Genomic DNA, 21,796 nt, shown 5'->3' on the forward strand with positions numbered 1-21,796 from the left:
GATGGGCGTGGAGCGCGGTCTGGTCAACCGCATCCTTCAGATGATCTCCTTGGCGGGCATCCGGGTCTGCGATCGCATGGACGTGGTGGCCCAGGCCTGGCAGGCGCACGTCGTCTACCGGGACCTCCTCGCCGACACCGGCCGTCTCGACCTGCGCGACCTGCCGTCCTACATCGACGCCGCCTACGTGGGCCGAAAGGTCACCATCGCCCTGGGGCACGGCGATCCCGGTATGCACGCTCGGCTGCGGCAGGTCATCGGCCATACAGACCCGACCCGGGCGGCAGCCGGCACGATCCGCGGGGATCTTGGCGAGGACAGCGTGGCGGCCGCCGCATCGCAGAAACGGCTCGTGCGCAACCTGGTCCGCACCTCAGACGACCCCGCCGCCGCCCGCCGCGAGTACGGCACCTGGTACGGGCCCGGTATCCGTCTGCAGGTGTCCGACTTCCACCGGTGCTCGGTGATCCTGTGCAAGCCGGACGCGGTGCAGCGCGGCCTCGTCGACGCCGTACTCGACCGGCTTGCCGCCGCCGGCGCCACGATCGCCAACCGCATCGACGTCACCGTGCAGCCGTGGCAGGCCCATGTGCACTACTGGGATCTGCTCGTCGACGCCGACTGGTTCCCCGACCGGGACATTCCCGTGTGCCTGGATGACGCCTACGCGGGCAAGACCCTTACGGTCGCCCTCGCCTACGGGGAACCACTCTCTCCGCTGGCGCGCTGGTCTCTTTCAGTTCCTCTTCGACACGCTGAATCAGTTCCGGATTCGCCCGTGAAGGCAACTTTTCCAGAAAGATCCCGGGGGAGGTGAACTGAGCGCCCAGTTGAATGTCACTTCAGAGATATCAACTCCACCCTTCCTGATGGCATCTAACATTGCCGAGCACAATTCACTGGATACACCCTCATCTACTGCACTCAAGACATCCGACTTACTCGGTGCGCGATCAGGGATGACCGTCATTTCAAAGAGCGTGGCCAGGGCCCTGGAAAGGGTCGTGAGCATGCGGCGTCCGATTGAGAGCGTCGACCAGGCCGTTGGGGGGCAGGTGCTGTCCTGCTCGCGGCCCGGTTCGGGGCGGCGAGACCTGGGTCGGCCAGCCGTCCGGGGTGGCGATGACCTGCACGTTCCCACCGTGATGCCGGTGTTTTCCGGACCACCACAGGTCCACGCCGTGGGGCCCGGGGCGGCGACGCGGTCGGTGCGGATGAGCGTGCCGTCGAGGTTCAGATACGTCACCTCGGCCGCCTTACGCGGTTGCGGGGTCCGGCGCCCAGGCCGCCAGCACAGTCAGCCCTTCGTGGAGGTAGCGGTATGCGGTCAAGGCCGATACCCCGTTGTCGCAAGCGAGTTGGGAAAGGCTTACTGACCCCGGCTTTTCCTCGGCCGGCGGCAGCCGGGCCCCGACTGGAGGCCGACCCGTGGATGTGATGGGCATGGACCTAGCATCAAGCATGATCGTGGAATACGACATCAGGCTCGGATGAGAGACAGGGGCGTGCCGTGAGCAGCGTCGAAGTGGATCCCGCCGCAGTGCGCTGCGGTGCCGTGGACCACGGTGATTCCGCGTCGCAGGTCGGACCGGAAGCGGCGTCAGTGGTGGGGTCGGGCGTATTGCTGACACGTCGCGGTCTGCGCGGCCGAGAGGCCGAACTCGAAGAGCTTGAGGCGCTGATCGCCTCGGTGGCCCGCACTGGAAGCGGCGCACTGGCCCTGATCCAGGGGGAACCGGGCATCGGCAAGACCACGCTGCTCGCGGAGGCCGTCACCAGGGCCAGGGCAGCGGGATTCTCGGTCGGCCTCGGCAAGGCCGATGAGCTGCATCGCATCGTGCCGCTCTCGTCGTTGGCGACCTGCGTCCTGCACGGCGATCAGCCGCTGCTGTCCGGCGACGTCTTTGCCGATCTCGCACGGAATCAGGATCAGCGGATCTGGCTGGTGGAGCGCCTGGCGGAGGCGATCGAAGCCAGAGCCGGCGGTGTGCCGGTGCTGATTGCCCTGGACGACGTGCAGTGGGCCGATCCGCTGAGCAGGTTTGCCCTGAAGCAGCTTCGGGTACGCCTGCGGACCTCGCCGGTCCTGTGGATGCTGGCCGGGCGACCGGACCCCGCCGTTCCGGCGGAAAAGATCCTTGCGGCCGCGGCCGACGGACTTGCGACGGTCACCGTGCCCTTGGGGCCACTGTCCAGCGCGGCCATCCGCCAGCTGGCAGACGACACGCTGGGGGAAGCCGTCGACGAGCGGATACGGGACCTGCTCAACGGGGCCGGAGGGAACCCGTTTCTCGCGGTCGAGATGCTCGCGGGGCCGGGTACCGCCGATGCCTCGAGTGATCTCGTGCCCTCAACGCTCGTGGTGGGTGTGCGTGGCAAGCTCAGATCCCTGCAGCCCAGCACCCTGCGTTTCCTTCAGATGGGAGCAGTGCTGGGGTGCCGGTTCGCCTTCTGCGACGCCGCCGCGCTGTGCGGCCAAGCGCCCGCCACGCTGATTCCGGCGCTGGAGGAGGCGATGCGCGCCGCGATTTTGGAGGACGACGGCGACCAGCTGGTCTTCCGGCATGATCTGCTGCGCCAGGCCGTGTACGTCGACATCACACCGTCAGCCCGCAAAGCCCTGCACCGGGAGGCTGCCGACCACCTTGTGTCCGTGGGCCGCCGGCCGATCGACGCGGTGCCGCACATCCTCAGGGGCGCCCTGCCCGGAGACGAGGAGGCCGTGGCGCTGCTGCGACGAGCCGCTGAGGACGTGCTTGCGGTCACGCCCGATCTCGCGGCCGACCTGATGACGCGCGCCCTGGAACTCGTGCCGTCCGCAGGGCCGCTGAGGTTCGACGTGGGTGAGCAGGCGATCCTCTGCCTGACTCGGTCCGGCCGGAGTCGAGAAGCCCTGTCGACCGGTGACCGGCTGCTGGCCTGCCGACCGCCCCTGGAGGTGGTCAGCCGCCTGCAGGCCGCCCTCGGCGGGACGCTGTGGAACATGGATCTCGCCGAGGAGCTGCGCCGCCGGACCGAATCGGCCCTCACCCTCGGAGGCGCCGCCCCGGAGGCCGGCGCGAGACTGGCCGCCCTGCGGGCGCTGGCTCTGTCCCGGGGCGATGATCTTGTCGCGGCGCGTGAGGCCGGCGAGGCCGCGCTGCGTGCCGCCACCGCTATCGGTGACCGGGAGGCGCATATCCTGGCCCTGTCCGGGCTCGGCGAGATCGCGCAGAACACGGGTGAGAACGCGGTCGCGCTGGAGCACTTCGCCGCGCTCAGCACCATCGATTCCGCTTTCCTTCCCGAAGAGATCGTCGCGCACCTGCACGTGGACGACTTCGCCTCCAGCGGACGACTGCTCCTGCAAGCAGGAGACAATGCCGCAGCGACGCGTCAGGCGATGATGCTGTGGGCACAGGGCCAGCACGATCTCGGGCTCGGCAGGCTCGACGACGCCGACGCCGACTTCACGACCATGGAACGCCTGGAAGACGACGTACAGGTACCCGTCCAGCAAGTGAACGCTCGCGTGATCCGCTCCCGGATCGCCTTGCTGCGCGGCGACCGGGAAGCAGCCCGCGAGCACCTGACCGCAGCGCAGGAAAGACTGGCGGTCAAACCGAACCCGAGCAACACGGCAGCGGTGCGCTTCATGGAAGCCGTCCACGCCGAGGCCGAGGGGAACATCGGGCTTGCCGTCGACAAAATCCGGCAGGTGCAACAGGAAGGCCTCTTCATGCGCTGGCGGCTGTTGCGCAACTGGGTCAATTCCGCGATACGCATGGCCCTGCGCGGCGCGGACCACGAGCTCGCCGAGGACCTGGCCGTACAGGCCGGGGCCTACGCCGAACGCAACCCTGCTGTGCCGACCGCCACGGGCATCGCGGCGCAGGCCCTCGGGCTCGTGAAAAACGATCTCGCCCTGCTGGACGACTCCGTCGCACTGCTCAAGGCAAGTCCCCGCCCGCTGGTCCGGGCCGCCGCCTACGCCGATCTCGGACAGGCACTCCTCGCAGCGGGCCGGAGACCTCAGGCAGCGGCCGCCCTGGCGCAGGCCCACGCCCTGTACGCCGAGTCCGGCGCCCAGGCCGCAGCGGCCCGCCTCCAGCGCGATCTGGACGGGGCAGGGGCCCGCAGGCGCACGACGGCGTCCCACCCCGTCCAGGGATGGGGCGCCCTGACGGCCTCGGAGAAGAAGGTCGCGCGCCTGATCGCCGAGGGCCACACCAACCGGTCGGCCGCCGACCTGCTCGTCGTCTCCCCGCACACGGTCAACACGCACCTGACCTCCGTCTTCCGCAAGTTGGCGGTGAACTCCCGGGTTCAGCTCGCAAACCTGATCATGGCCTTGCCCGACGACTGAGGGGACCTGTGGGTGATTTGGTACGTTCACGCGATGCCCCGGCGTGCCCGGACCCACTTGGCTGGCACAGCAGACTCAATCGGAGGGCACCGCCATGCCACCCACCTCCCCACCGCCAACCATCGTCCTTGTGCACGGGGCGTTCACCGATGCCTCATCCTGGGCGGCGGTCATCAGCCTCCTTCACGCTGCCGGTTCGACCGTGCGCGCCCCGGCGAACCCGTTGCGCGGCCTGACGCAGGACGCTGCCTACATCAAAAGCGTGGTGCACGACATCGATGTCCCTGTGGTGCTGGTCGGCCACGGCTACGGCGGCGCCGTCATCACACACGCCGCCACCGACGCCGACAACGTCGTGGCCTTGTGCTACGTCGCAGCGTTCGGCCTCGACGCCGGCGAGTGCGTCCTGGACATCACGAGCCGGTTTCCCCCTGTGCCGGCGGCCGACGCGACCTTCACCACCGATCTTCCGGCGCAGCTTCCCGGCGGCCCGGACAGCGAGTTCCGCATCCGTGAGGAACGGTTCCCACAGGTGTACGCCGCCGACCTGCCGCCCCACGTGAAGAATGTGATGTCCGTGGCGCAACGCCCGATCGCCCAGAGCGCGTTGACCAGTAGATCGGGCCCGCCGGCATGGGCCTCCAAACCGTCCTGGTACGCCATCGCGACCGCCGACCGGATGCTCAACCCCACCGCTCAGCGCTTCATGGCACAACGCATGGCGGCCACCGAATACCTGCTGGACGGTTCGCACGCCGTTGTACTGTCGCAGCCCGACGCCGTGGTGACGATGATCCGGGATGCCGCCGGACGGGGCAACGGTCGCGGCGACGAGCTTCGACACCCCTTCTGAGCAGGTAAAAGAGATCCGCCATGCCACCTGGCCACTGCTGCGGCCCGTGGTGTCCCCGCGACCGTACTGCTCGTCGTCGCTCGGCGCTACGCCGCCGTCGGCGCCACCAGCCCAGCCGTCAAGTCAGGGACCGTCCCCGCTCAGTCCCACACCCCCTGATCTAGCGGATTCACGCGATGTGCTGACCCAGGCCCGCTGACACCGTGTTTCACAAAGCACACCGGTCGAAGGTTGGAGATCATGTCGCCGGATGTTCTGGAAAGAAGCGCCCCCGGCAGCTTCCACAACACCGATTTGCTGCCCGCCGACCGCAGACGGGCGTACTGGCGCGAAGCCCTGTCCCGGACATTCGGCGCCGTGGACATGACCGTCGCCGACGAGGTGCATACCGGCACGATCCGTACGACGTCGCTCGGCCGGATCCAGGCCGTCACCTTGGAGGGCGACTGCCTGTCAGCCCTGCGCACGCGCCGACTCGTCGCGCAGGGCAGCGAAGACGAGTACGTGGTTGTCAAAATGATGGACAGAGGAGTCGCCCGACTGGAGCAGGACGGCCGTGAAGCACTCCTTGGGCCGGGGGACATCTTCGTCTACGACATGGCGCGCCCCGCCCGGCTGAATCTTCCCCAGCCCTTCCGGACGAAGTCCCTCGTCCTGCCGAGAGACATTCTGGGCCTGAGCGAGTCCGACATCGCTCACGTCACGGCCTCCCCGCTCAACCCCGCCACACCCCTCGGCGGTCTGCTCTCGCCCTTCCTGGCCAGGCTCGTGGACGGCGCGGGAACCTACCCGCCACGCACCAGCGAGCTGATGGCCCGGAGCGTCGCGGACCTGCTCTGCGTATGCACCGACGAGCTACTCGGCCGGTCGAGCGCGGACACGCCCGGCGGGAACCGGGCGATGCTGTTGCGGGTCCACGCGTTCATCGATCGTCATCTCGCAGACCCCGACCTGACCCCGCAGGTCATCGCCCGAGCCCACCACATATCCCTGCGCTATCTGCACAAGCTGTTCGAGAGTGAAGACCTCACTGTCGGCCGGTGGATCCAGCGGCGTCGCCTGGAGGAGTGCCGACGCGACCTGGCGCGCGACGCAAATGGCTCGACGATCGCCGCAGTGGCGCACCGATGGGGTTTCACCAATGCCGCGCATTTCAGCCGGGTGTTTCGGGCCGCCTACGGGATGGCCCCGCGTGAATGGCGCGAGACCCGGGGCTCGGCGCCCTGACGCCGATGCGCAAGGGGGCGGGCTGACCGACGAGCGGCGGGCCTTCCGTGAGAAGTTGAGGACGGAAGCGGCCGAGCGGTTCGCCCAGGGCGGCGAGAACGCGGTCATTGCGCACGACCTCCCGGGTCAGCGTCCGGTCGCTACAGCGCTGGCGCAATGCATGGTCGCAGAACGGGCCGAGGGCCCTGCCCTCCCCAAGGGCCGGCGTCGTTGCCGCTGCTCAGTACGAATTGTTCGCCGTTGCTGGAGCAGGAGCTGGCCAAGGGGCCGGTGGCGCACGGCTGGCCGGACCAGACCTGGACCCTGTCACGGATCAAGACCCTCATCGGGCGTCGGTTCCAGGGTGTTGCCGCGCTGCTCAAGCGGCATGGGCGGAGCTGCCAGATGCCGGCCCGCCGGGCGGTGGAGCGCGATGAGGCGGCAGTTGGCAGGTCGGGTGAAGGAGACCTGGCCCAGCGTGGAAGGGTCGTGGCGGCGCTCGGGGCCTGGCCCGTCTTCGAGGACGAGGCCGGATTCTCGATGACGCCGCCGACCACCCGCACCTGGTCCCGCCGCGGGCGCACTCCCGTCGTTCGTGTGCGAGGCCGTACCCGCCGCCGCTTATCCGTCGCCGCCCTGGCCTGCTACAAAGCCGGCGAACGCCCGCGGCTGATCTACCGGCCCTGCCCGGACGCCCGGCCCGACGGACGCAAGAGCTTCTCCTGGAAGGACTACCGCGACCTGATCCAGACCGCTCACCAGCAACTCGGCGGCCCGATCGTTCTCGTCTGGGACAACTTGAACACCCACCTGACGGCCGGCATACGCCGTTACATCGCCAAGCGGGACTGGCTCACCGTCTACCAACTCCCGACCTGCGCACCGGACCTCAACCCGGTCGAGGGCATCTGGTCGGTACTGCGGCGCACCACCACGGCCAACCGCGCGTTCGCTGACCCCCATGACCTGATCACCGCCGTCCGGCGGGGCCTGCGCCAGCTCCAGTACCGCCACGACGTCCTCGACGGCTGCCTCACCGGAACCGGACTCGTACTCGCCCCACCATGACGACATCACGCTTTCAAAGTCAGTAGACCTCACGGTCCAGTTCGAACAGCACCGCAAGGCTCACAGCTCCTCATCCCGGGACGCTGGGTGACCGCGATCAGGTCAGCGGTACTCGCGGGGACATCCGCAGCGAACGCCTGGTGGAACTTGGACTGGTCGATGTAGAGGTCGACATCCTTCGAGCCGTCGGGGTTGGTGATCGGGACGGGACGCAGAACATCGCCGATGATGCTGCCCTCGAACTTGCTCGCCGGCTCATTGGCGCTCTCGCCCTTGTCGGGGAGGAAGGCGTCGGCGTATACCAGTGCCGTGACATTGTCGGAGCCGTAGGCGGCGTTGCTGATCACCGCTCTGCCGTAGGAGTGCCCGACAAGAACCACCGGCCCGCGATGCTGGCCAGCAGGGCTTTGACGGAGGCGGCGTCGTTGTTCAAACCCCGCAACGGGGTGGCCGCGGCCACCACCGGATAGCCGTCCTCCTTCAGCTTCTTGATCACGCCGTTCCAGCTGGAGGAGTCGGCGAAGGCGCCGTGGATGAGCACGACGGTCGGCTTGGCGCCCTGTGAGGTGGTGGTGCCCTTGGTGGTGCTGGCCGACCCGACCGACGTAGCAAAGAAGGCGGTGGCGACCGTTGCGGTGGCCACGAGCGCGAGAGGAGTGCGGGCACGGCGGTAAAGCGAATGACGGGACATGAGAAGTCCTTTCGAGCAGGGATTTCAGCCATGTCCGGACAGATGGACACGGCCGCGGTTGCGGCAGGATGCTGCCGCAGGTCATGGAGAGGCGGGCCGTGGGCTGCAAGCGGGAACATGTCTGAGGCCTGCCAGGAACCGGCTACGGCCGAGGATCGGCTCGGTGATCCGACCGGGCTCGACGGTCCCCGTGCGTGGGTTGGCAGGTGCCGAGCGACCGTGCTGATCGGCTCGCCCACGGTGCTCATCGTGCTGCTGGGATCGATGCGCAGTGGAGAAAACGGTGATCACCGTTGTGTGCCTGCGCCTGTAAGGTCCAAGCGCACGAGCGCCGACGTTGTGAACAGCTGCCTGCGGGTCGTCGAGGACCTTCCGGGGCACTCACGTCGGTTGTGGGGCACGTCTTCAACTCCGTTGTGCATACGTCGCCTGCGACCCCGGCGCCGGCCCCGGTCTGCGCTGTCGAGTCGCTGATCAAGCAGCTTGATGCACAGCACGGCAACCACGAAGGGGAGTCTCAACAAGCTGGTCCAGCTCAGTCACGAGCCGAACAGCACCTTCGCGGCGGAGAACCTGTATGCCTGCCATGTGCCGCCCGTGTTGAATGCGAAGTACTTGGAGCAGTTGGCCAGTAGTCCACCGTCGAATTGGACGAAGACTGACATGGGCTCCCTGCAGAAGCTGAAGGACTTCAAGCCGCAGGACAACGATGCTTTGCACTGTCGGATTCGCAAGTCAGAGGAACTGATCACGATGGGCTACATCCCACCGCAGGCGTGGCCAGAGGCTCTCCTACGCCTCGTGATCGACGCACTGTACGGATCTCCCGGCGTGGCTGGCCAACTGCTTTTGGGGCTGCTGGCCGGCCTTCCAGCACGTGCCGAGGTCGCCACCGCACGCCCGCAAGGGCGCATGCGCTGCATCCGTGCCTGGCTCAGGACGGTGACCGTGTCCAGGCGGGGTCGGCGGCCGAGAGGCGGTGGGTGGTCACGGAGGTGAGGGCGAGGAGTAGCAGGGCCAGGCTCAGGGTGAGCACGAGGTGGCCGTGCAGGACCAGTTGGGCTCCGACGAAGGCGCCGAGGAACATCACCAGTACGGACAGGATCCGGCGGCCGGGCCGTGGCGCCGCACCGCCGGCCGCAGTGGAGTCCGCGGCCAGCCCCGTCAGGGTCAGGGTCAGTACGGTCGTGGTGAGGTCCGGTACGCCCAGGCGCCGGGCGACCGCGTTCTGCAGGCCCATGGCGATCCCGAGGAACACGATCAGCGTGTACCGGACACTCGTGGTGACCTGGCCGTCGGTGACCGCGGCGGCAGCCACGGTGACGGCGACCAGTACCGTCTGCACGGCGGTGGCCCTCTTCAGCAGGTTTCCGCGGTGGGTCGCGAACCGGGTGCCCAGCCTGCCCCCGGCGAGCGCGCCGACGAGGAACGCCGTCAGCGCGACGACGGAGGCGGGCGCCGACAGCCCCGGGGCACCCACCAGAGCGAACCCCAGGAACACCACGTTGCCGGTCATGTTGGCGACGAAGACGTGCCCGAGCCCCAGATAGCTCACCGCGTCGACAAGTCCGGTGACCAGGGTCAGTGTCAGCAGCAGGGGAGGCAGCGGGCCATGGCGGTCTCCCTTGGGCGGCGCCAGGGTGTGGACCGCATCAGTCAGCAGCCGGTGCATGGGGCATCCTCTCTGAAGCGGTGGGCTCGCGGTGCAGCACCAGACGGGTCAGCAGCCCGCCGGCGGGGCCGACCACGATCGCGGGAAGGACGACCCACAGCGGCCAGGACGTGACGCCCAGCGCATGGTCGAGCGACCACCGGCCGGGCCCGGTGAGGGCCAGTGCCGCGGAGACGACGACGAGGACCATCGGATATTCGTAGCCGTCGTTCTGCACCCACAGGCCTTTGGGCCATTTGACGGTGACCGCGACCGTCATCACGCCCATCACGACCATCGCGGCCAGGGGCGTGAGCAGTCCGGCGGTCAGGAACAGGCCGGCACCGATCTGGCTGGCTCCCGCGACGATCGCGGTCAGCCGACCGCCGCGGAACCCGTCGTGGCGGAACTCCTCGGTTCCGCCCGCCAGGCCGTGGCCTCCGAGCCGATAGCTCACCTTCTGAACTCCGTGGCCGGCGACGAGGAGTCCCGCCACCAGTCGGAGGACCAGCAGTCCAGCGTTCATCTCTTCCTTGCCTGTTCCTGACTCAGTCCTTGACTGCTCGGTGAAGGGGCGGGGATCAGCCGGCGGCGTGGGCCCCGATGACGGCCTGCGCGTAGACCACGCCGAGGCCGTAGGCGCCGGCGTGCTCCTTCACCACGTCCATGACCGGCATGTAGGTCTCACCGCGGGCCCAGTCACGCTGCAGCTCGAGGAGGACCTGCACCCAGGTGACCGGGACGGCGCCGGCCTGGACCATGCGCTGGATGGCGTGTTCGTGGGCCTGCGGGCTGACGCCGCCGGACGCGTCGGTGACGACGTAGACGTCGTAGTCCTGGGCGAGGGCGGAGAGCGTGGGCAGGACGATGCAGACCTCGGTCCACAGGCCGGCGATGACGAGCTTCTTGCGGCCGGTGGCCTTGACCGCCTCGACGAAGGCGACGTCCTCCCAAGCGTTCATCGTGGTGCGGTCGATGACCTTGTGGTCGGGGAAGACCTCGGCGAGCTGCGGCAGGATCGGGCCGGAGAAGGATTCGGCGGCCACGGTGGTCAGCACGACCGGCACGTCGAACACCTTGGCGGCCTTCGCCAGGCCGACGGTCGAGTTGATGATCGCGGTGCGGTCGCCGCTGCCGGTACCGAAGAACATCTGCGGCTGGTGGTCGATGAACAGCACCGCGCAGTTGTCCGGCGTGAGCAGGTCGGGGCTGGGGAACGCGGTGACCTCGGCGATGTTGACCATGAGAGAGCCTTTCCAGGTGTGTGGTGATCGCGGACGGGTGTCCGCTGATGAGCGCAACCGCGCGGTGGGCGGCGCGAGTGAGGGTGGTCTCCTGGGAGGGGCGGTTCGTGACCGGGCTCCTCCCGCGGCATCAGAGGGAGAAGCAGGGATCGAAGAAGGTGCTCGCTGTCTCCGGGGCCAGGCCGCGCCGGGCGCGCCACTGACGGTGCTGCTCCGACTCGGCGACGGCCTGGCCGAGCAGTTCGGCCTGTCGGGCGCCCGTCAGACCCGTACGGGGCGTGGCCTGGTAGCCGCCGAAGTGTGCCACCGGGCTCCACTCGGGGCTGACCGGCGGCAGCTCCTCGTCCAGGCCCTCGTACTCACCTGCCGCGTAGACGATCCGGCCGCCGGTGACCGTGAGCAGCGACTCGATGTGCGCGATCTCCGGCTCGGGCACGGTGAAGTAGTCGTCGGACAGGACCGCGAGGTCCCCGTAACACCCCGGTCGCAGAACGCCCTTGACGTCCTCCTCGCCGGTCAGCTCGGCGCCGGCGCGGGTGAACATCGTCAGCGCGGTCTGCCGGTCGACACGGTTGCTTCGCGGGCGGAGCACGAGGTCGCCGACGTTGCGGCCGCTGACCAGCCAGTGCAGGGCCACCCAGGGGTTGTAGCTGGAGACCCGGGTCGCGTCGGTGCCGCCGCCGACGGTCAGACCGCGCTCCAGCATGGCCCGGATCGGCGGGGCGTCGGCGGCGGCACCGGGACCGTAGCGGCGTACGAACGCCTCTGCCTGGAAGGACAGCCGGTTCTGCACAGACATGGCGCCGCCGAGGGCGGCTATGCGGTCCAGACTGTCCGCGGAGACGGTCTCCGCATGGTCGAACAGCCACCGGTTGCCGGCCGGGAAGAGCCCGTCCGCGGCAAGCTTCTCGAACACCGTCAGGTCCCGGCGGATGGTCTCGTCATAGGTGGCGTGCAGCCGGAATCCCCAGCCGTTCTCCATGAGCAGACGTACGGCCTTCTCGAATTCCGCCTCATACTCACCGAGTTCAGGCCGCGGCTCGGCGAAGTTCTCGAAATCCGCCGCCGCCCACGTCAGATTCTCGCCTGCACCATTGAGACGCAGCCACTCGTCCCCGTCCTCGGGGCGAACCATTTCGATCCAGCGGGTGAGATCGTCGATTTCCTGGCCGACGGTCTGCGGGAAGAGATGATAGGCGATGCGCAGAGACAGCTGACCGGCCTTCGCCAGTTCGGCGACCGTGCTGTAATTGTCGGGGAAGTTCTGGAACCCTCCGGCGGCATCGATCGCCGACGTCAGGCCGAACCTGTTCAACTCCCGCAGATAGTGGCGGGTGGAGGTCTTCTTGTCCTCCCCTTCCAGCACCGGGGCCTTGGCCAGGGTCGAGTAGAGAATGAGGGCGCTTGGGGCGGCCAGCAGCATGCCCGTGGGCTCACCGTCCCGGCCCCGTACGATCTGACCGCCCTTGGGGTCGGGGGTGTCCCGGGTGATTCCGGCGGCCTTGAGAGCCGCCCGGTTGAGCACCGCCGACTGGTAGAGGTGCAGGACGAACACCGGGGTGTCCGGCGCGGCGGCGTTCAGCTCGGCAACGGTCGGCAGACGCCGCTCGGCGAACTGCTCGACCGACCATCCGCCCACCACCCGCACCCACTGGCCCTTGGGCGTACGGGCCGCCTGCTCACGCAGCATCGCCAGGCCGTGGCGCAGCGTGGGGACACCGTCCCAGCGCAACTCCAGAACGTAGTTGAGCCCGCCTCGGATGACATGCAAATGCGAGTCGTTGAGGCCAGGCACCATCCGGCGGCCGAGAGCGTCGACCACCTTCGTGGCAGGGCCGACGTGGGAGGCGACGTCGCTGTCGTCGCCGACAACCGTGATGACACCGTCGCGGATGGCGATTGCCTCGGCCTGCGGGCGGACCGGGTCTCCCGTGTGGATCTTCGCGTTGCGGACGACCAGGTCCGCGGCGTTGTTCGTGGCGCGGGGAACCAGCCCACCGACCAGCATCGTGGACACCTTTGGACAACCTCCTACGGAATGAACGACGTCGATGGCATCTGTATCGACTTCCAGGTGCGTCGACAGCGGCCGGCGGAAAGAACCGACGCATGCGCAATTGCTGCGCCAAAGCCGAATCGATCCCCATTCCGGGGCAGGCTTTCCGTGCAATACACATGCCCGAACCCGGCGACCTTCGACTGCTACGCCGCCAGGCTATTTCAAGCCGAAGATTCCGTTTATCTCGGCAGTGCACTGGATGTGTTCCGACAGTGCATTGCCTCCCCATGCACTGTCGGAGTCAGTTCCGGTGCACTCACGGACAACGCCGGCCGCCCGAGCGGGCTAGCGTGGCGACCGACGACTCCGCAGGCCTCTGACCTGCCCCAAAGCCGCCTCACCTCGCCGAAGAGACCGGCGCACCACACGAATTCGGGAGACATACATGTCCAACTCCAACGCCGTCGTACCGATCCGGCTGGCCCTGGAGCCGGCTGCAGCCACGTTCGTCGAGGCCACGGCCAACCCGCCCTACCTCTACGACCTGCCCACGGCCGAGGGCCGCAGGGCGGTCGACGAGGCGCAGTCCGGCGAGATCGAGAAGCCGCAGATCGACGAGGAGTGGATCACCGTCCCGGGCGGTCCGACGGGCAATGTCCGGGCCCGCATCGTCAAGCCCGCCGGCGCCGAGGGGGTCCTGCCGGTGATCCTCTACATCCACGGCGCGGGCTGGGTGTTCGGCAACGCCCACACCCACGACCGTCTGGTGCGCGAGCTCGCCGTCGGCGCCCATGCTGCCGTGGTGTTCCCCGAGTACGACCTTTCCCCCGAGGTCCGCTATCCGGTCGCCATCGAGCAGAACTACACGGTCGCGAAGTGGGTCGTCGAGCAGGGCGCCTCGAAGGACCTGGACGGCTCCCGACTGGCCGTGGCCGGCGACTCCGTCGGCGGCAACATGGCCGCGGCGCTCACCCTGATGGCCAAGGACCGCGGCGGACTCCCGCTGGTGCAGCAGGTGTTGTTCTACCCGGTCACGGACGCGAACTTCGAGACCGATTCCTACTATCAGTTCGCCGCCGGCTACTTCCTGCACCGCGACGCCATGCAGTGGTTCTGGGACCAGTACACGACCGACGAGGCCGAGCGCGCCCAGATCACCGCGTCCCCACTGCGCGCCACCACCGAACAACTCGCGGGCCTGCCCCCGGCCCTGGTCATCACCGCTGAGGCCGATGTCCTGCGCGACGAGGGCGAGGCCTACGCGGGCAAGCTCCGCGAGGCAGGCGTCCCGGTCACCGCCGTGCGCGTCCAGGGCATCATCCACGACTTCGTGATGCTCAACGCCCTGCGCGAGACCCATGCAGCCGAAGTCGCCATCACGCTGGCCACCGGCACCTTGCGCACCGCGCTCCACGCCGGCTGACAGCACGCTCCGCGCTCACCTCCGGCATACCCGGCCGTGTTCGCCGTCGTCGTCCCTGCCGCCGTCACCCAGGTCCTGCGGTGGCACAGTGCCCTCCACCCGCTGTGGCGTTCGCGGAATCGGCTCCCGCCGGCCGCGTGAATGACCAAGCCCCCCGTGTCCTGGCCCAAGAAGACTGCAGATCTGAGCCGCGAGGCAGTACACGCGACCAGCTGACAAGACGGCGGGCGGCATGGCGGCCGCGCGGACGGACTTCGCACGGTGGTCCGTCCGCGCGGCCCTTATGTCTTGGCGCAGGTCGGGATCCCGCCGCAGGCCTGGTCACCGGCGCGGCACCGTAACCACCGCGACCAGGCCCGCCATGAGCAGGCCGCCTGCGCGTGCAGCGAACCGGTGCCGTGATGCCGGTCGAAGGCGCTGCGGACGGCGACGGTGGCGGCCGCGACGGACTCGCCGAGGACGATGAGGGCGAACAGTTCGTAGCGCTCGGCGATGTGATGCGGATGCCACGGCGTCATCCCACCCGAGCGTGATGACGTGCAGATCCCCGTCCTCGAAGGCGAGGCGCACGCCGACGGCGAGGATCAGCGAGCCCGTGATCTGCACCAACACCGTCAGCCGGTACGTGACGTCGTCCGGGTCGTAGGCGGAAGTGAACCAGGTGCAATTCGTCCACGCCCACCAGATGGTGAAGAAGACCGGCTCGAAGCGCAGCGCACCGCTGCCGTAGTCCCCTTCCAGCAGCGCCCCACGCAGACTCGTGGACGCCTGCGCCACCGCGACGACGAAGCACAGGTCGAAGAAGAACTCCAGCGAGGTGGCGGAACGATACGGTTCGACGGGATCGCCGCCCAGCACGGTGCGCCACCGCCTGGCGCCCGGGTCCGTCCGCGGGCCCCTGCTCGACGAAACACCACCCACCAGTACCAGCCCACCCCGGATGAGACCCGACCCGGCCGTCGTCGCCGGGCACCGCGAGGGTCTTGCCCGGCGGCCCGGGCGGAGCGGACGGCAGGCAACAGGGCCGCTTCTCGGCATCGCGCACCAGGTCCTCAACGAACGCGACCCCCTGATGGGCCCAGCGCCACAGCAGCTGTGCACGTCGGTACGTGGGCAGTTCGTCCAGGCTGGCCATGTGGGAGATCCTGGCCTACGGCACTGACAACCGGGCCGGGGCCGGTACGCTGCGGCAGCAGAACGGCCCCCGAGCGCCTCTATCGCACGGGGCCGTTCATGGTGCGCCACCGTCAGTCCGCGACCAGGCGGAGCCAGGCGCGCAGCGGGGGCGGGCTGTCCGGGTCAGGCCAGTCATCGGCCGCCAGCCCGTACGACGGCGGAGCCACGGTAGCGATGGTAGACGTCCTCCCACGGCGCCTTGAAGTATTTCGGCAGCAGGCACCCGGTGTTGGGGGCGCCAGTCGGCCAGGTCATTGCACCCTCGGTCGTTGAGGATTTGCTGAAGCGCTGGAGGTGGAGGCCGTCGCCCATCACAAGGTCGCGAAACCTGCCGGACTGCACAATGAGCGAGGCTGCCGGTCTGCGGCCTGGGCGGGGCCGATCCGTGGCGGGGTGGTCGGAGGCAGCAGGAAGCCCCGCCCGTCCGCCAGGGGGGGAGGCAGACAGGCGGGGCCGTTCCGGGAGGGTCTACCAGCGGATGGTCTGCCCTTGGGGGGTGAGGTGGACGGTGAAGTGCTCCAGCGTCGGCGCACCACTGGCGCGCCAGCGGCCGAGTTGGTCCTCGACGGCGTCCCACAGCAGAACGGGGCCGTCCTGACGGACGGTCCAGCGGCCATGCTGTTCGTGTAGGGCCGCCCAGGAGCCGGAGTCGACGTCGACCAGGACGTGCTGCTCTTGTCCGTCCTGCGTGAGGGTCAGACGCTGCGCGTCCGGTACGGCGGCCTGCACGACGAACCGCGTCGTCCAGTCGTCCAGGACGTCGGCGCCGATGATGGCTTCCCGCTCCACGCCCGCGTTGAGATCGGGCAGGAGACCGAGCGGGGGCGGCAGTTGCGGGCGGGCGAGCATGAAACTGACCTGCCCGCCCAGCAGCGGGCCCGATGCCGTGCCGTCGTCGTGGACCGTGAGCCGCGCCAGCTCGGATGCTGCGAGCCAGCCGCCGACGGTCGCCAGGATGATGCCGCCGGGCCGGGTCTGCTCGATCCACGCTGCGGGCAGCGTGCGCACTCCGCACGTGGCGATGACCCTGTCGTATGGTGCGCCCTCCTCGTAGCCGAGCAGGCCGTCACCGGTGACGAGGGTGGGATACATGCCGAGCCGGGCGAGGACGGCGCGTGCCCGAGAGGCCACGTCCTGGTCGTACTCGATGGAGGTGACACGCTCATCCCCGAGGCGCGCGCGTAACAGCGCAGTGGAGTAGCCGGTGCCGGTGCCGATCTCCAGCACCCGTGCCTCCGGCTCGACGTGGAGGGCTTCCAGCATCCGCAGGACGAGGGAGGGCAAGGTGCTGGAGCTCGTTGGCTGACGCATGATCTGGCCCCGGATGTCCGCAGGCGCGATCGTTCCGGCGATCTGTGTCACCAGTGACTCGTCCGTGTAGCAGGCCTTGAGCCATCCCGGGTCGTCGTCCAGGACCGGCGCCCACGCCGCCGGCACGGCGCCCTCGACGCGGCGGAAGAACCCGCCGCGCAGGAACTCGTGCCGGGGGACCGTCTCGGCCGCGCGTTTCCACGGCTCGGTGCGCAGGCTGCCATGGGCAGTCAGTGTGTCGATGAGCTGCTTGTGCAGCAGGGCCTGATCGGTCACGTCGTCCTCTCCAACAGGTCTGCCAGGGCGGCGAGCATCGGCAGGCCGGTCTCGGTTTCCAGCCAGTACCACTGGCCGGAAGGGTTGCACTCCAGGAACCACCATCGCCCGTCCTCACCGACGCAGAAGTCGAAAGCGCCGAAGAGGAGCCCGAAGCGGTCCATGTAGCGGTGAAGGGCCGGTTCGATCCTGGGAGGCGGATCGACCGGGGTGTAGGTCAGCCGGCTGTAGTCGGTGCGCCAGTCCAGAAGGTCTGAGTCGATGCGGACGCAGAAGACGCGGGAGCCGATGACGGTCACGCGCACGTCGGCCGTCTTGGGCACCAGCTGCTGGAACAGGTGCACCGTGCCGGCCACGCGGTCGTCTATGTCCTCGGCTGTCACCTCGGCGACCTTCACGACGGAGGAGACACCGGCGATCAGGTAGACGGGGTTCCACAGCGGCTTGTAAATGACCGGGGCGTGCCGCTTGATGAAGGCGCGGGCCGCGTCCGGGCTCGAGGTGATGAGCGTGGGCGGCACGTAGAACCCGGCAGCGGCGGCCGCGGCCAGCCCGGACGGTTTGAACTCGGTGTCGCCGATGCGGTGCGGGTGGTTGACGTACAGGCAGCCGGGCAGGGAGGCCAGCACCCCGCCGAGCCCGTACCGGGCCTGGGTGAGGGCGAACCGTGCGTCCTGCTCGCTCAGGTGCGGGAAGGCGAACCCTGTGGGTCGCCGGTAGTAGAGGGAGCGGACGGCTGCCAGGTCGGCGGTGCGCGACGAGGTGTGAATGACCCCCTTCACGCCGTGTGAGGTGATCTCGGCCTCCACCGACAGTGATGCGGGGAAGTCCCCGGAGTCGAACCGCACGACCGGGACGCCCCGGTCGTGCAGCTCGCGTATCACCACGTCGGCGGTGGGGTCGTACAGACTGGTGACGACCAGCACCGGACGCGAGTCATTCACTGGTCGCTGTCGCTGCCCTGGTCGGAGTCGGTGTTGCCCTGGCCTTGTCCGTCGGGGCTGGTGCCCGTGGCCGGGGCGGTGCCGGTGCTGGTGCCGTGCCCGGGCGCCTCCATGACGTGCCCGGAGGCGTCGAAGAACACGGCGGTCTGGGTAGCCGGGTCCAGCATGACGCGCGCGAAGTCCGGCGCCATGGTCGGGTACGGGGCCATGCGGCCGACGCCCCAAGGAACATGGGTGGCGAAGCCCTGCGGGACCGCGGGGCTGGTCGGCATGCGGTCGGCGTGGACGAACATCTTGTCTCCTTCGTGTCGAAAGTGGTGGGCCCGCCCAGGTGGCGGATCGTGGACCGTGCGGCCGGCGCTGGGGCTCGCAAGGGGGGAACCCCAGCGCCGGCACTTCCGCCCGTGCCGACTGCCTGGTCAGGAGCGGGCGGAGCTTGTGAGCGGCCGCGGCGGTGCCGCTTGTTGGTGCAGCGTGAGGAGTGAGCGAGTCAGGGATGCCAGATCGTCCAGGCGGTCAGCCCGACGCGACTCGGCGACGGTGACGCCGAGGGCGCTGTGCGTGCGGCGCACGACGTGCTCCGCGGTGTGCCACCACTCGCCGCGCATGTGCGGCATCTGGCCCTCGACCTCGGACAGGAGCAGTCCGGCGCGCCCGCGCAGCAGCCCCGCCAGACGCGTTCGCTGCTCCTGCGGCAGGTGCCCGGTGGCCCGCAGCACCGTGTTGTAGCTCTGGGGGATCAGGTCAGCGTCGATGGGCGCCGCCTCGAGGTCAGCGGACGCATCTCGCGTGTTCACTGGCACGTCCCGGCAAGGGCGAGGCGGCACCAGGTGGTGGCCCCCTCATCGCTCGTTCCCCACCCGCCGCCGTGTGCGCCGGCAAGGTGGTCAACGAGGAACAGGCCGCGGCCGCGCTCGGCGTCGCTGCCGGCGTTCTGCACCGTGAAATCGCCGGGCGTCTCGTCATGCACGGCGAGGTGCAGGAAGCCGTCACGGACCGCGAGGGTGAGGGTGACCTGTGATCCGCTGCCGTGCACGACGGCGTTGGTGACCAGCTCGGACACGATGAGCGTAGCGTCATCGACCAGGTCCGGCAGGCCGCAGTAGCGCAGCCAGGCCGCGGTGACCCGGCGGGCCATCTGCACGCGACGGGCGTCCGGCTCGGCGACGTCGCGCCCGTTGCTGCCCGGGGAGACGCAGAAGCACACACTCATCAGGCCTTCGGCCACGCGGGGGCGCCCACGCTCTATGCGGGGGCCGCCTGTCGGCGTCGCCGAGCCAGTTCTCAAGGGTGGTGCGCTCGTCACCGCTGCTCCCAAGGCCGAGATCAGTCGCTTTACTCGTAAGAGGTAATCGCGCGGTCACGGTCTGCGGGTACCGTGGGCGGTAGGTGCGACCGTGAACACCGTGAACGCCATGGAGCTGTCGGGAGTTGAGACATGGCCACGAGGAAGCGCACGCCCAATCCAGCCTTGGACAGGCTGCTTGAGCAGGCACGCTGGACGCGCACGCAGTTGGCGCAGCAAGTCAACAGGCTCGGCCCGCAGGCCGGACTGCAACTGACGTACGACCGGACGGCCGTCGCGCACTGGATTGCCGGTACGCCACCGAAACCCGAGGTCAGGCCTTTGATCCTTGAGGCGCTGTCCGCCCGCTTAGGGCGACCGGTCACTCACGCGGAAGCAGGACTTCAGCCCGCCCGCCCCGCAGACGGCTCCGAACCAGTCGACACTGTGGAGGAGTTGATCGACCTCGGAAGGGCGGATATGGACCCATCCCGTCGCAGTGTCCTGGCCGCGACTTTGTTCTCTGCCGCGCTGACGGTGCCTGCGTTCAGCAGCAGCGCCCGGGCTGCCGACGACCCGGTCACCCCGGGCAAGGCCACCACCCGGATCGGCGCCTCCCAGGTCGCCTCGGTGCGCTCGATGACGGAGCGGATCGCCGACATCCTGGACGAGTTCGGCGCCGGCCACGCGCGCCCCATGGCGGCGGCGTTCCTCGTCAACACCGTCGGCCCGTGGCTCAGGGCGCAGGCCTCCGAGCCGGTGAAGCAGGACATGCTCGCCGCCGCGTCCGACCTGACCTACCTGACGGGCTGGATGGCCATGTACGAGAAGGCCCACGGCCTGGGGCAGACGTACTACACCACGGCGCTGAAGCTCGCCGACGAGGCGGGCGACCACCTCACCTACTGCCGCACGCTACGCGGCATGTCCCTCCAAGCGTCGAACCTGCGACACGGCCGGATGGCACTTCAGTTGGCGGACTCGGCGGCCGAGGCGGCACCGTCGGCCGGCCCCCGCCTGGTGGCATTCCTGCGGGGACAGCAGGCACACGCAGCCTCCATGGTCGGGGACCGGCGTCAGGCCCATGCCCGACTCCGCGATGCCGAGGCGGCGCTGGCCAAAGCTGACAACCGACGCGATGCGATCGGCGGCTACGACCAGACCGCCTACCTCTTCCACGTCTCCCACGTGCTGATGGAAGAGGGCGACCTGCCGGGCAGCATCGAGGCGATGAAGCAGTCGATCCGCGTGCAACCCGCGCAGGAGCGGCAGGGCCGCCTCCACGCCTACGCGGTCCTCGCGCAGCGCCAACTGCGGTACGGGCATGTGGAGGCCGCATGCGAGTCGTGGGCTCGGTTCCTGGATGAGTACGAGCACGTCTCATCCGTCCGCGGCGATGACCACTTCGCCACGATGCGCACGGACCTGGCGCCGTACGCGAAGACGCGCGCGGTGAAGGAGCTCGCTGGGCGGGTCCGGCAGGTGGCTGCGGCCAAGGCCTGAAAATGTGGGGGCCTCCGGGGAGCTGTCGGCAAACCCCGGAGGCACCTCCCACGACACGGCCCCCAGGCGCAGGCAGCGAGCGTGCCGCATCCTCCCTGCTGCACCCACACGTACGACAGTTCGATGGCGCGCGCATCGCAGGACGCTAAGCAAGCGGCCCCACGGTTCGGAAAACTGCCTGCCGCCCCAGGACCGGTCTCCTGGGGCGGCAGGCTGATCAACAGCTATCGCCGGCGCAGGCGATTCACAGGTCCATCCATGGGCGGCGCTTACCGCCGACCAGAGGCATCCACACGGCCTGGGCGGGACCGTGTTGCTCAAGGTCTTCCAGCACGGCGGCGGAAACACTAGGTCTCCTTCCGTCGCGGGCCGCCCGTGGCGGGTGGGCCGGAGGTAAGGGCGGGTGGCTGGTCAGTGGGTGACGGTGACGGTGTAGTCGGCTTCCAGGACGGCGAGCGCGGCACGGATGGCGGCGCGGGTCTCCGGGCTCGGCACCGAGTAGGGGAAGTCCAGGGCGTGCACGGCGTCGTCCAGGTGACCGTCGGGCATCGGCAGCACATAGCCGCTGCGGTAGAGGGCGACGGTGGTGGCGGTGGCGACGCGGCTGCGGTTGTAGGCGACGGCTTCCTCGGTGTCGAACCTCGGTTTCGAGCGCCTCGCTGGCGGTGGGCGGCGGCGCCGCGATTCCGGCGGTGAAGCGGCGGGCGGGAATGCGTAGACGGGCCGGTCGCAGGGCGGGCCGCAGCGTTCGCAGCCTGGCAACTCCTGAGGTTGGAAGCGGGGGAGGGGGGAGAACGAAGGTGCTGAGCGCGGCGGGCCGG

General features: G+C 69.0%; 19 protein-coding genes and 3 pseudogenes. 7 read left to right on the top strand and 15 right to left on the bottom strand.

Annotated elements, in window-relative coordinates:
* Position 1: 1 nt before the first annotated feature.
* Positions 2 to 817, top strand: coding sequence for a nucleoside-diphosphate kinase (locus tag ACIBJF_RS38145; protein WP_399180910.1), 816 nt, complete (start codon positions 2 to 4; stop codon positions 815 to 817).
* Between the two features lie 237 nt (positions 818 to 1,054).
* Here ACIBJF_RS38145 and ACIBJF_RS38150 read toward each other — a convergent pair.
* Positions 1,055 to 1,367 (bottom strand): annotated as a pseudogene (locus tag ACIBJF_RS38150) (transposase family protein); the annotation flags it as partial.
* A gap of 143 nt (positions 1,368 to 1,510) precedes the next feature.
* Here ACIBJF_RS38150 and ACIBJF_RS38155 point away from each other — a divergent pair.
* From ACIBJF_RS38155 to ACIBJF_RS38170, 4 genes are all read left to right on the top strand, one after another.
* Entirely contained in the window at positions 1,511 to 4,345 is a 2,835-nt protein-coding gene (locus ACIBJF_RS38155) for an ATP-binding protein (protein WP_399180912.1), read from the top strand.
* A gap of 130 nt (positions 4,346 to 4,475) precedes the next feature.
* Entirely contained in the window at positions 4,476 to 5,198 is a 723-nt protein-coding gene (locus ACIBJF_RS38160; RefSeq protein ID WP_399180914.1) for an alpha/beta hydrolase, read from the top strand.
* Between the two features lie 240 nt (positions 5,199 to 5,438).
* Positions 5,439 to 6,425 carry a helix-turn-helix domain-containing protein gene (locus ACIBJF_RS38165; protein WP_399180916.1) on the top strand — a complete coding sequence of 329 codons (987 nt, stop codon included), beginning with the start codon at positions 5,439 to 5,441 and terminating at the stop codon, positions 6,423 to 6,425.
* A gap of 156 nt (positions 6,426 to 6,581) precedes the next feature.
* Positions 6,582 to 7,472: an IS630 family transposase gene (locus tag ACIBJF_RS38170; protein WP_399180917.1), complete on the top strand. Its 891-nt coding sequence runs from the start codon at positions 6,582 to 6,584 to the stop codon at positions 7,470 to 7,472.
* A 77-nt stretch (positions 7,473 to 7,549) separates the two neighbouring features.
* On the opposite strand, the pseudogene ACIBJF_RS38175 reads toward ACIBJF_RS38170, so the two are convergent.
* From ACIBJF_RS38175 to ACIBJF_RS38200, 6 genes and pseudogenes are all read right to left on the bottom strand, one after another.
* A pseudogene (locus ACIBJF_RS38175) lies at positions 7,550 to 8,163 on the bottom strand (alpha/beta fold hydrolase); the annotation flags it as partial.
* Between the two features lie 539 nt (positions 8,164 to 8,702).
* Positions 8,703 to 8,828 carry a hypothetical protein gene (locus ACIBJF_RS38180; protein WP_399180919.1) on the bottom strand — a complete coding sequence of 42 codons (126 nt, stop codon included), beginning with the start codon at positions 8,826 to 8,828 and terminating at the stop codon, positions 8,703 to 8,705.
* Between the two features lie 269 nt (positions 8,829 to 9,097).
* Entirely contained in the window at positions 9,098 to 9,835 is a 738-nt protein-coding gene (locus ACIBJF_RS38185) for a YoaK family protein (RefSeq protein WP_399180921.1), read from the bottom strand.
* Positions 9,816 to 10,340, bottom strand: a complete 525-nt coding sequence (locus ACIBJF_RS38190) for a DoxX family protein (protein ID WP_399180923.1) — start codon at positions 10,338 to 10,340, stop codon at positions 9,816 to 9,818. The genes ACIBJF_RS38185 and ACIBJF_RS38190 overlap by 20 nt, the downstream gene beginning before the upstream one ends.
* 55 nt (positions 10,341 to 10,395) lie before the next feature.
* A complete protein-coding gene (locus ACIBJF_RS38195; protein ID WP_399180925.1) occupies positions 10,396 to 11,058 on the bottom strand; it encodes a hydrolase in 663 nt (220 codons plus the stop codon).
* A gap of 130 nt (positions 11,059 to 11,188) precedes the next feature.
* On the bottom strand, positions 11,189 to 13,066 hold the full coding sequence (locus ACIBJF_RS38200; RefSeq protein WP_399180958.1) for an amidohydrolase: 1,878 nt from the start codon (positions 13,064 to 13,066) through the stop codon (positions 11,189 to 11,191).
* Positions 13,067 to 13,502: 436 nt separating this feature from the next.
* Between ACIBJF_RS38200 and ACIBJF_RS38205 the strand changes: the two genes are divergently transcribed.
* Positions 13,503 to 14,480, top strand: a complete 978-nt coding sequence (locus ACIBJF_RS38205; RefSeq protein ID WP_399180927.1) for an alpha/beta hydrolase — start codon at positions 13,503 to 13,505, stop codon at positions 14,478 to 14,480.
* A gap of 281 nt (positions 14,481 to 14,761) precedes the next feature.
* Here ACIBJF_RS38205 and ACIBJF_RS38210 read toward each other — a convergent pair whose 3' ends face one another.
* The 7 genes and pseudogenes from ACIBJF_RS38210 to ACIBJF_RS38240 form a co-directional block, all read right to left on the bottom strand.
* Positions 14,762 to 14,998 carry a low temperature requirement protein A gene (locus ACIBJF_RS38210; protein ID WP_399180928.1) on the bottom strand — a complete coding sequence of 79 codons (237 nt, stop codon included), beginning with the start codon at positions 14,996 to 14,998 and terminating at the stop codon, positions 14,762 to 14,764.
* 76 nt (positions 14,999 to 15,074) lie between these two features.
* Positions 15,075 to 15,518: pseudogene (locus tag ACIBJF_RS38215) on the bottom strand (low temperature requirement protein A); the annotation flags it as partial.
* 606 nt (positions 15,519 to 16,124) lie between these two features.
* Positions 16,125 to 17,243, bottom strand: coding sequence for an ATP-grasp peptide maturase system methyltransferase (gene tgmC, locus ACIBJF_RS38220; protein ID WP_399180930.1), 1,119 nt, complete (start codon positions 17,241 to 17,243; stop codon positions 16,125 to 16,127).
* Positions 17,240 to 18,187 (bottom strand): ATP-grasp ribosomal peptide maturase, encoded by a 948-nt coding sequence (gene tgmB, locus ACIBJF_RS38225; protein ID WP_399180932.1) that lies wholly within the window; start codon positions 18,185 to 18,187, stop codon positions 17,240 to 17,242. Before tgmB ends, tgmC begins: the two co-directional genes overlap by 4 nt.
* Entirely contained in the window at positions 18,184 to 18,480 is a 297-nt protein-coding gene (gene tgmA, locus ACIBJF_RS38230) for a putative ATP-grasp-modified RiPP (protein WP_399180934.1), read from the bottom strand. The genes tgmB and tgmA overlap by 4 nt, the downstream gene beginning before the upstream one ends.
* 126 nt (positions 18,481 to 18,606) lie before the next feature.
* The gene (locus ACIBJF_RS38235; protein ID WP_399180936.1) at positions 18,607 to 18,984 is read right to left on the bottom strand and encodes a hypothetical protein; all 378 of its coding nucleotides are present in this window, start codon (positions 18,982 to 18,984) and stop codon (positions 18,607 to 18,609) included.
* A complete protein-coding gene (locus ACIBJF_RS38240) occupies positions 18,981 to 19,400 on the bottom strand; it encodes an ATP-binding protein (RefSeq protein WP_399180937.1) in 420 nt (139 codons plus the stop codon). Before ACIBJF_RS38240 ends, ACIBJF_RS38235 begins: the two co-directional genes overlap by 4 nt.
* Before the next feature lie 225 nt (positions 19,401 to 19,625).
* Here ACIBJF_RS38240 and ACIBJF_RS38245 point away from each other — a divergent pair, with 225 nt between their 5' ends.
* Positions 19,626 to 20,975: a hypothetical protein gene (locus ACIBJF_RS38245; protein ID WP_399180939.1), complete on the top strand. Its 1,350-nt coding sequence runs from the start codon at positions 19,626 to 19,628 to the stop codon at positions 20,973 to 20,975.
* A 411-nt stretch (positions 20,976 to 21,386) separates the two neighbouring features.
* Here ACIBJF_RS38245 and ACIBJF_RS38250 read toward each other — a convergent pair whose 3' ends face one another.
* Complete coding sequence (locus tag ACIBJF_RS38250; RefSeq protein ID WP_399180941.1) at positions 21,387 to 21,737, bottom strand: hypothetical protein; 351 nt, start codon at positions 21,735 to 21,737, stop codon at positions 21,387 to 21,389.
* Positions 21,738 to 21,796: the final 59 nt, after the last annotated feature.

It is taken from the genome of Streptomyces sp. NPDC050743 (assembly GCF_044456925.1).
Taxonomy (GTDB): domain Bacteria; phylum Actinomycetota; class Actinomycetes; order Streptomycetales; family Streptomycetaceae; genus Streptomyces.

Excerpts from the sequence above, each read along its gene's own strand:
- ACIBJF_RS38210 (WP_399180928.1), bottom strand. The coding sequence starts at position 14,998 with ATGACGCCGTGGCATCCGCATCACATCGCCGAGCGCTACGAACTGTTC.
- ACIBJF_RS38205 (WP_399180927.1), top strand. The coding sequence starts at position 13,503 with ATGTCCAACTCCAACGCCGTCGTACCGATCCGGCTGGCCCTGGAGCCG.
- ACIBJF_RS38240 (WP_399180937.1), bottom strand. The coding sequence starts at position 19,400 with ATGAGTGTGTGCTTCTGCGTCTCCCCGGGCAGCAACGGGCGCGACGTC.
- ACIBJF_RS38165 (WP_399180916.1), top strand. The coding sequence starts at position 5,439 with ATGTCGCCGGATGTTCTGGAAAGAAGCGCCCCCGGCAGCTTCCACAAC.
- ACIBJF_RS38245 (WP_399180939.1), top strand. The coding sequence starts at position 19,626 with ATGGCCACGAGGAAGCGCACGCCCAATCCAGCCTTGGACAGGCTGCTT.
- ACIBJF_RS38180 (WP_399180919.1), bottom strand. The coding sequence starts at position 8,828 with ATGTCAGTCTTCGTCCAATTCGACGGTGGACTACTGGCCAACTGCTCC.
- ACIBJF_RS38185 (WP_399180921.1), bottom strand. The coding sequence starts at position 9,835 with ATGCACCGGCTGCTGACTGATGCGGTCCACACCCTGGCGCCGCCCAAG.
- ACIBJF_RS38195 (WP_399180925.1), bottom strand. The coding sequence starts at position 11,058 with ATGGTCAACATCGCCGAGGTCACCGCGTTCCCCAGCCCCGACCTGCTC.
- ACIBJF_RS38190 (WP_399180923.1), bottom strand. The coding sequence starts at position 10,340 with ATGAACGCTGGACTGCTGGTCCTCCGACTGGTGGCGGGACTCCTCGTC.
- ACIBJF_RS38200 (WP_399180958.1), bottom strand. The coding sequence starts at position 13,066 with ATGCTGGTCGGTGGGCTGGTTCCCCGCGCCACGAACAACGCCGCGGAC.
- ACIBJF_RS38145 (WP_399180910.1), top strand. The coding sequence starts at position 2 with ATGGGCGTGGAGCGCGGTCTGGTCAACCGCATCCTTCAGATGATCTCC.
- tgmA (WP_399180934.1), bottom strand. The coding sequence starts at position 18,480 with ATGTTCGTCCACGCCGACCGCATGCCGACCAGCCCCGCGGTCCCGCAG.
- ACIBJF_RS38170 (WP_399180917.1), top strand. The coding sequence starts at position 6,582 with ATGCATGGTCGCAGAACGGGCCGAGGGCCCTGCCCTCCCCAAGGGCCG.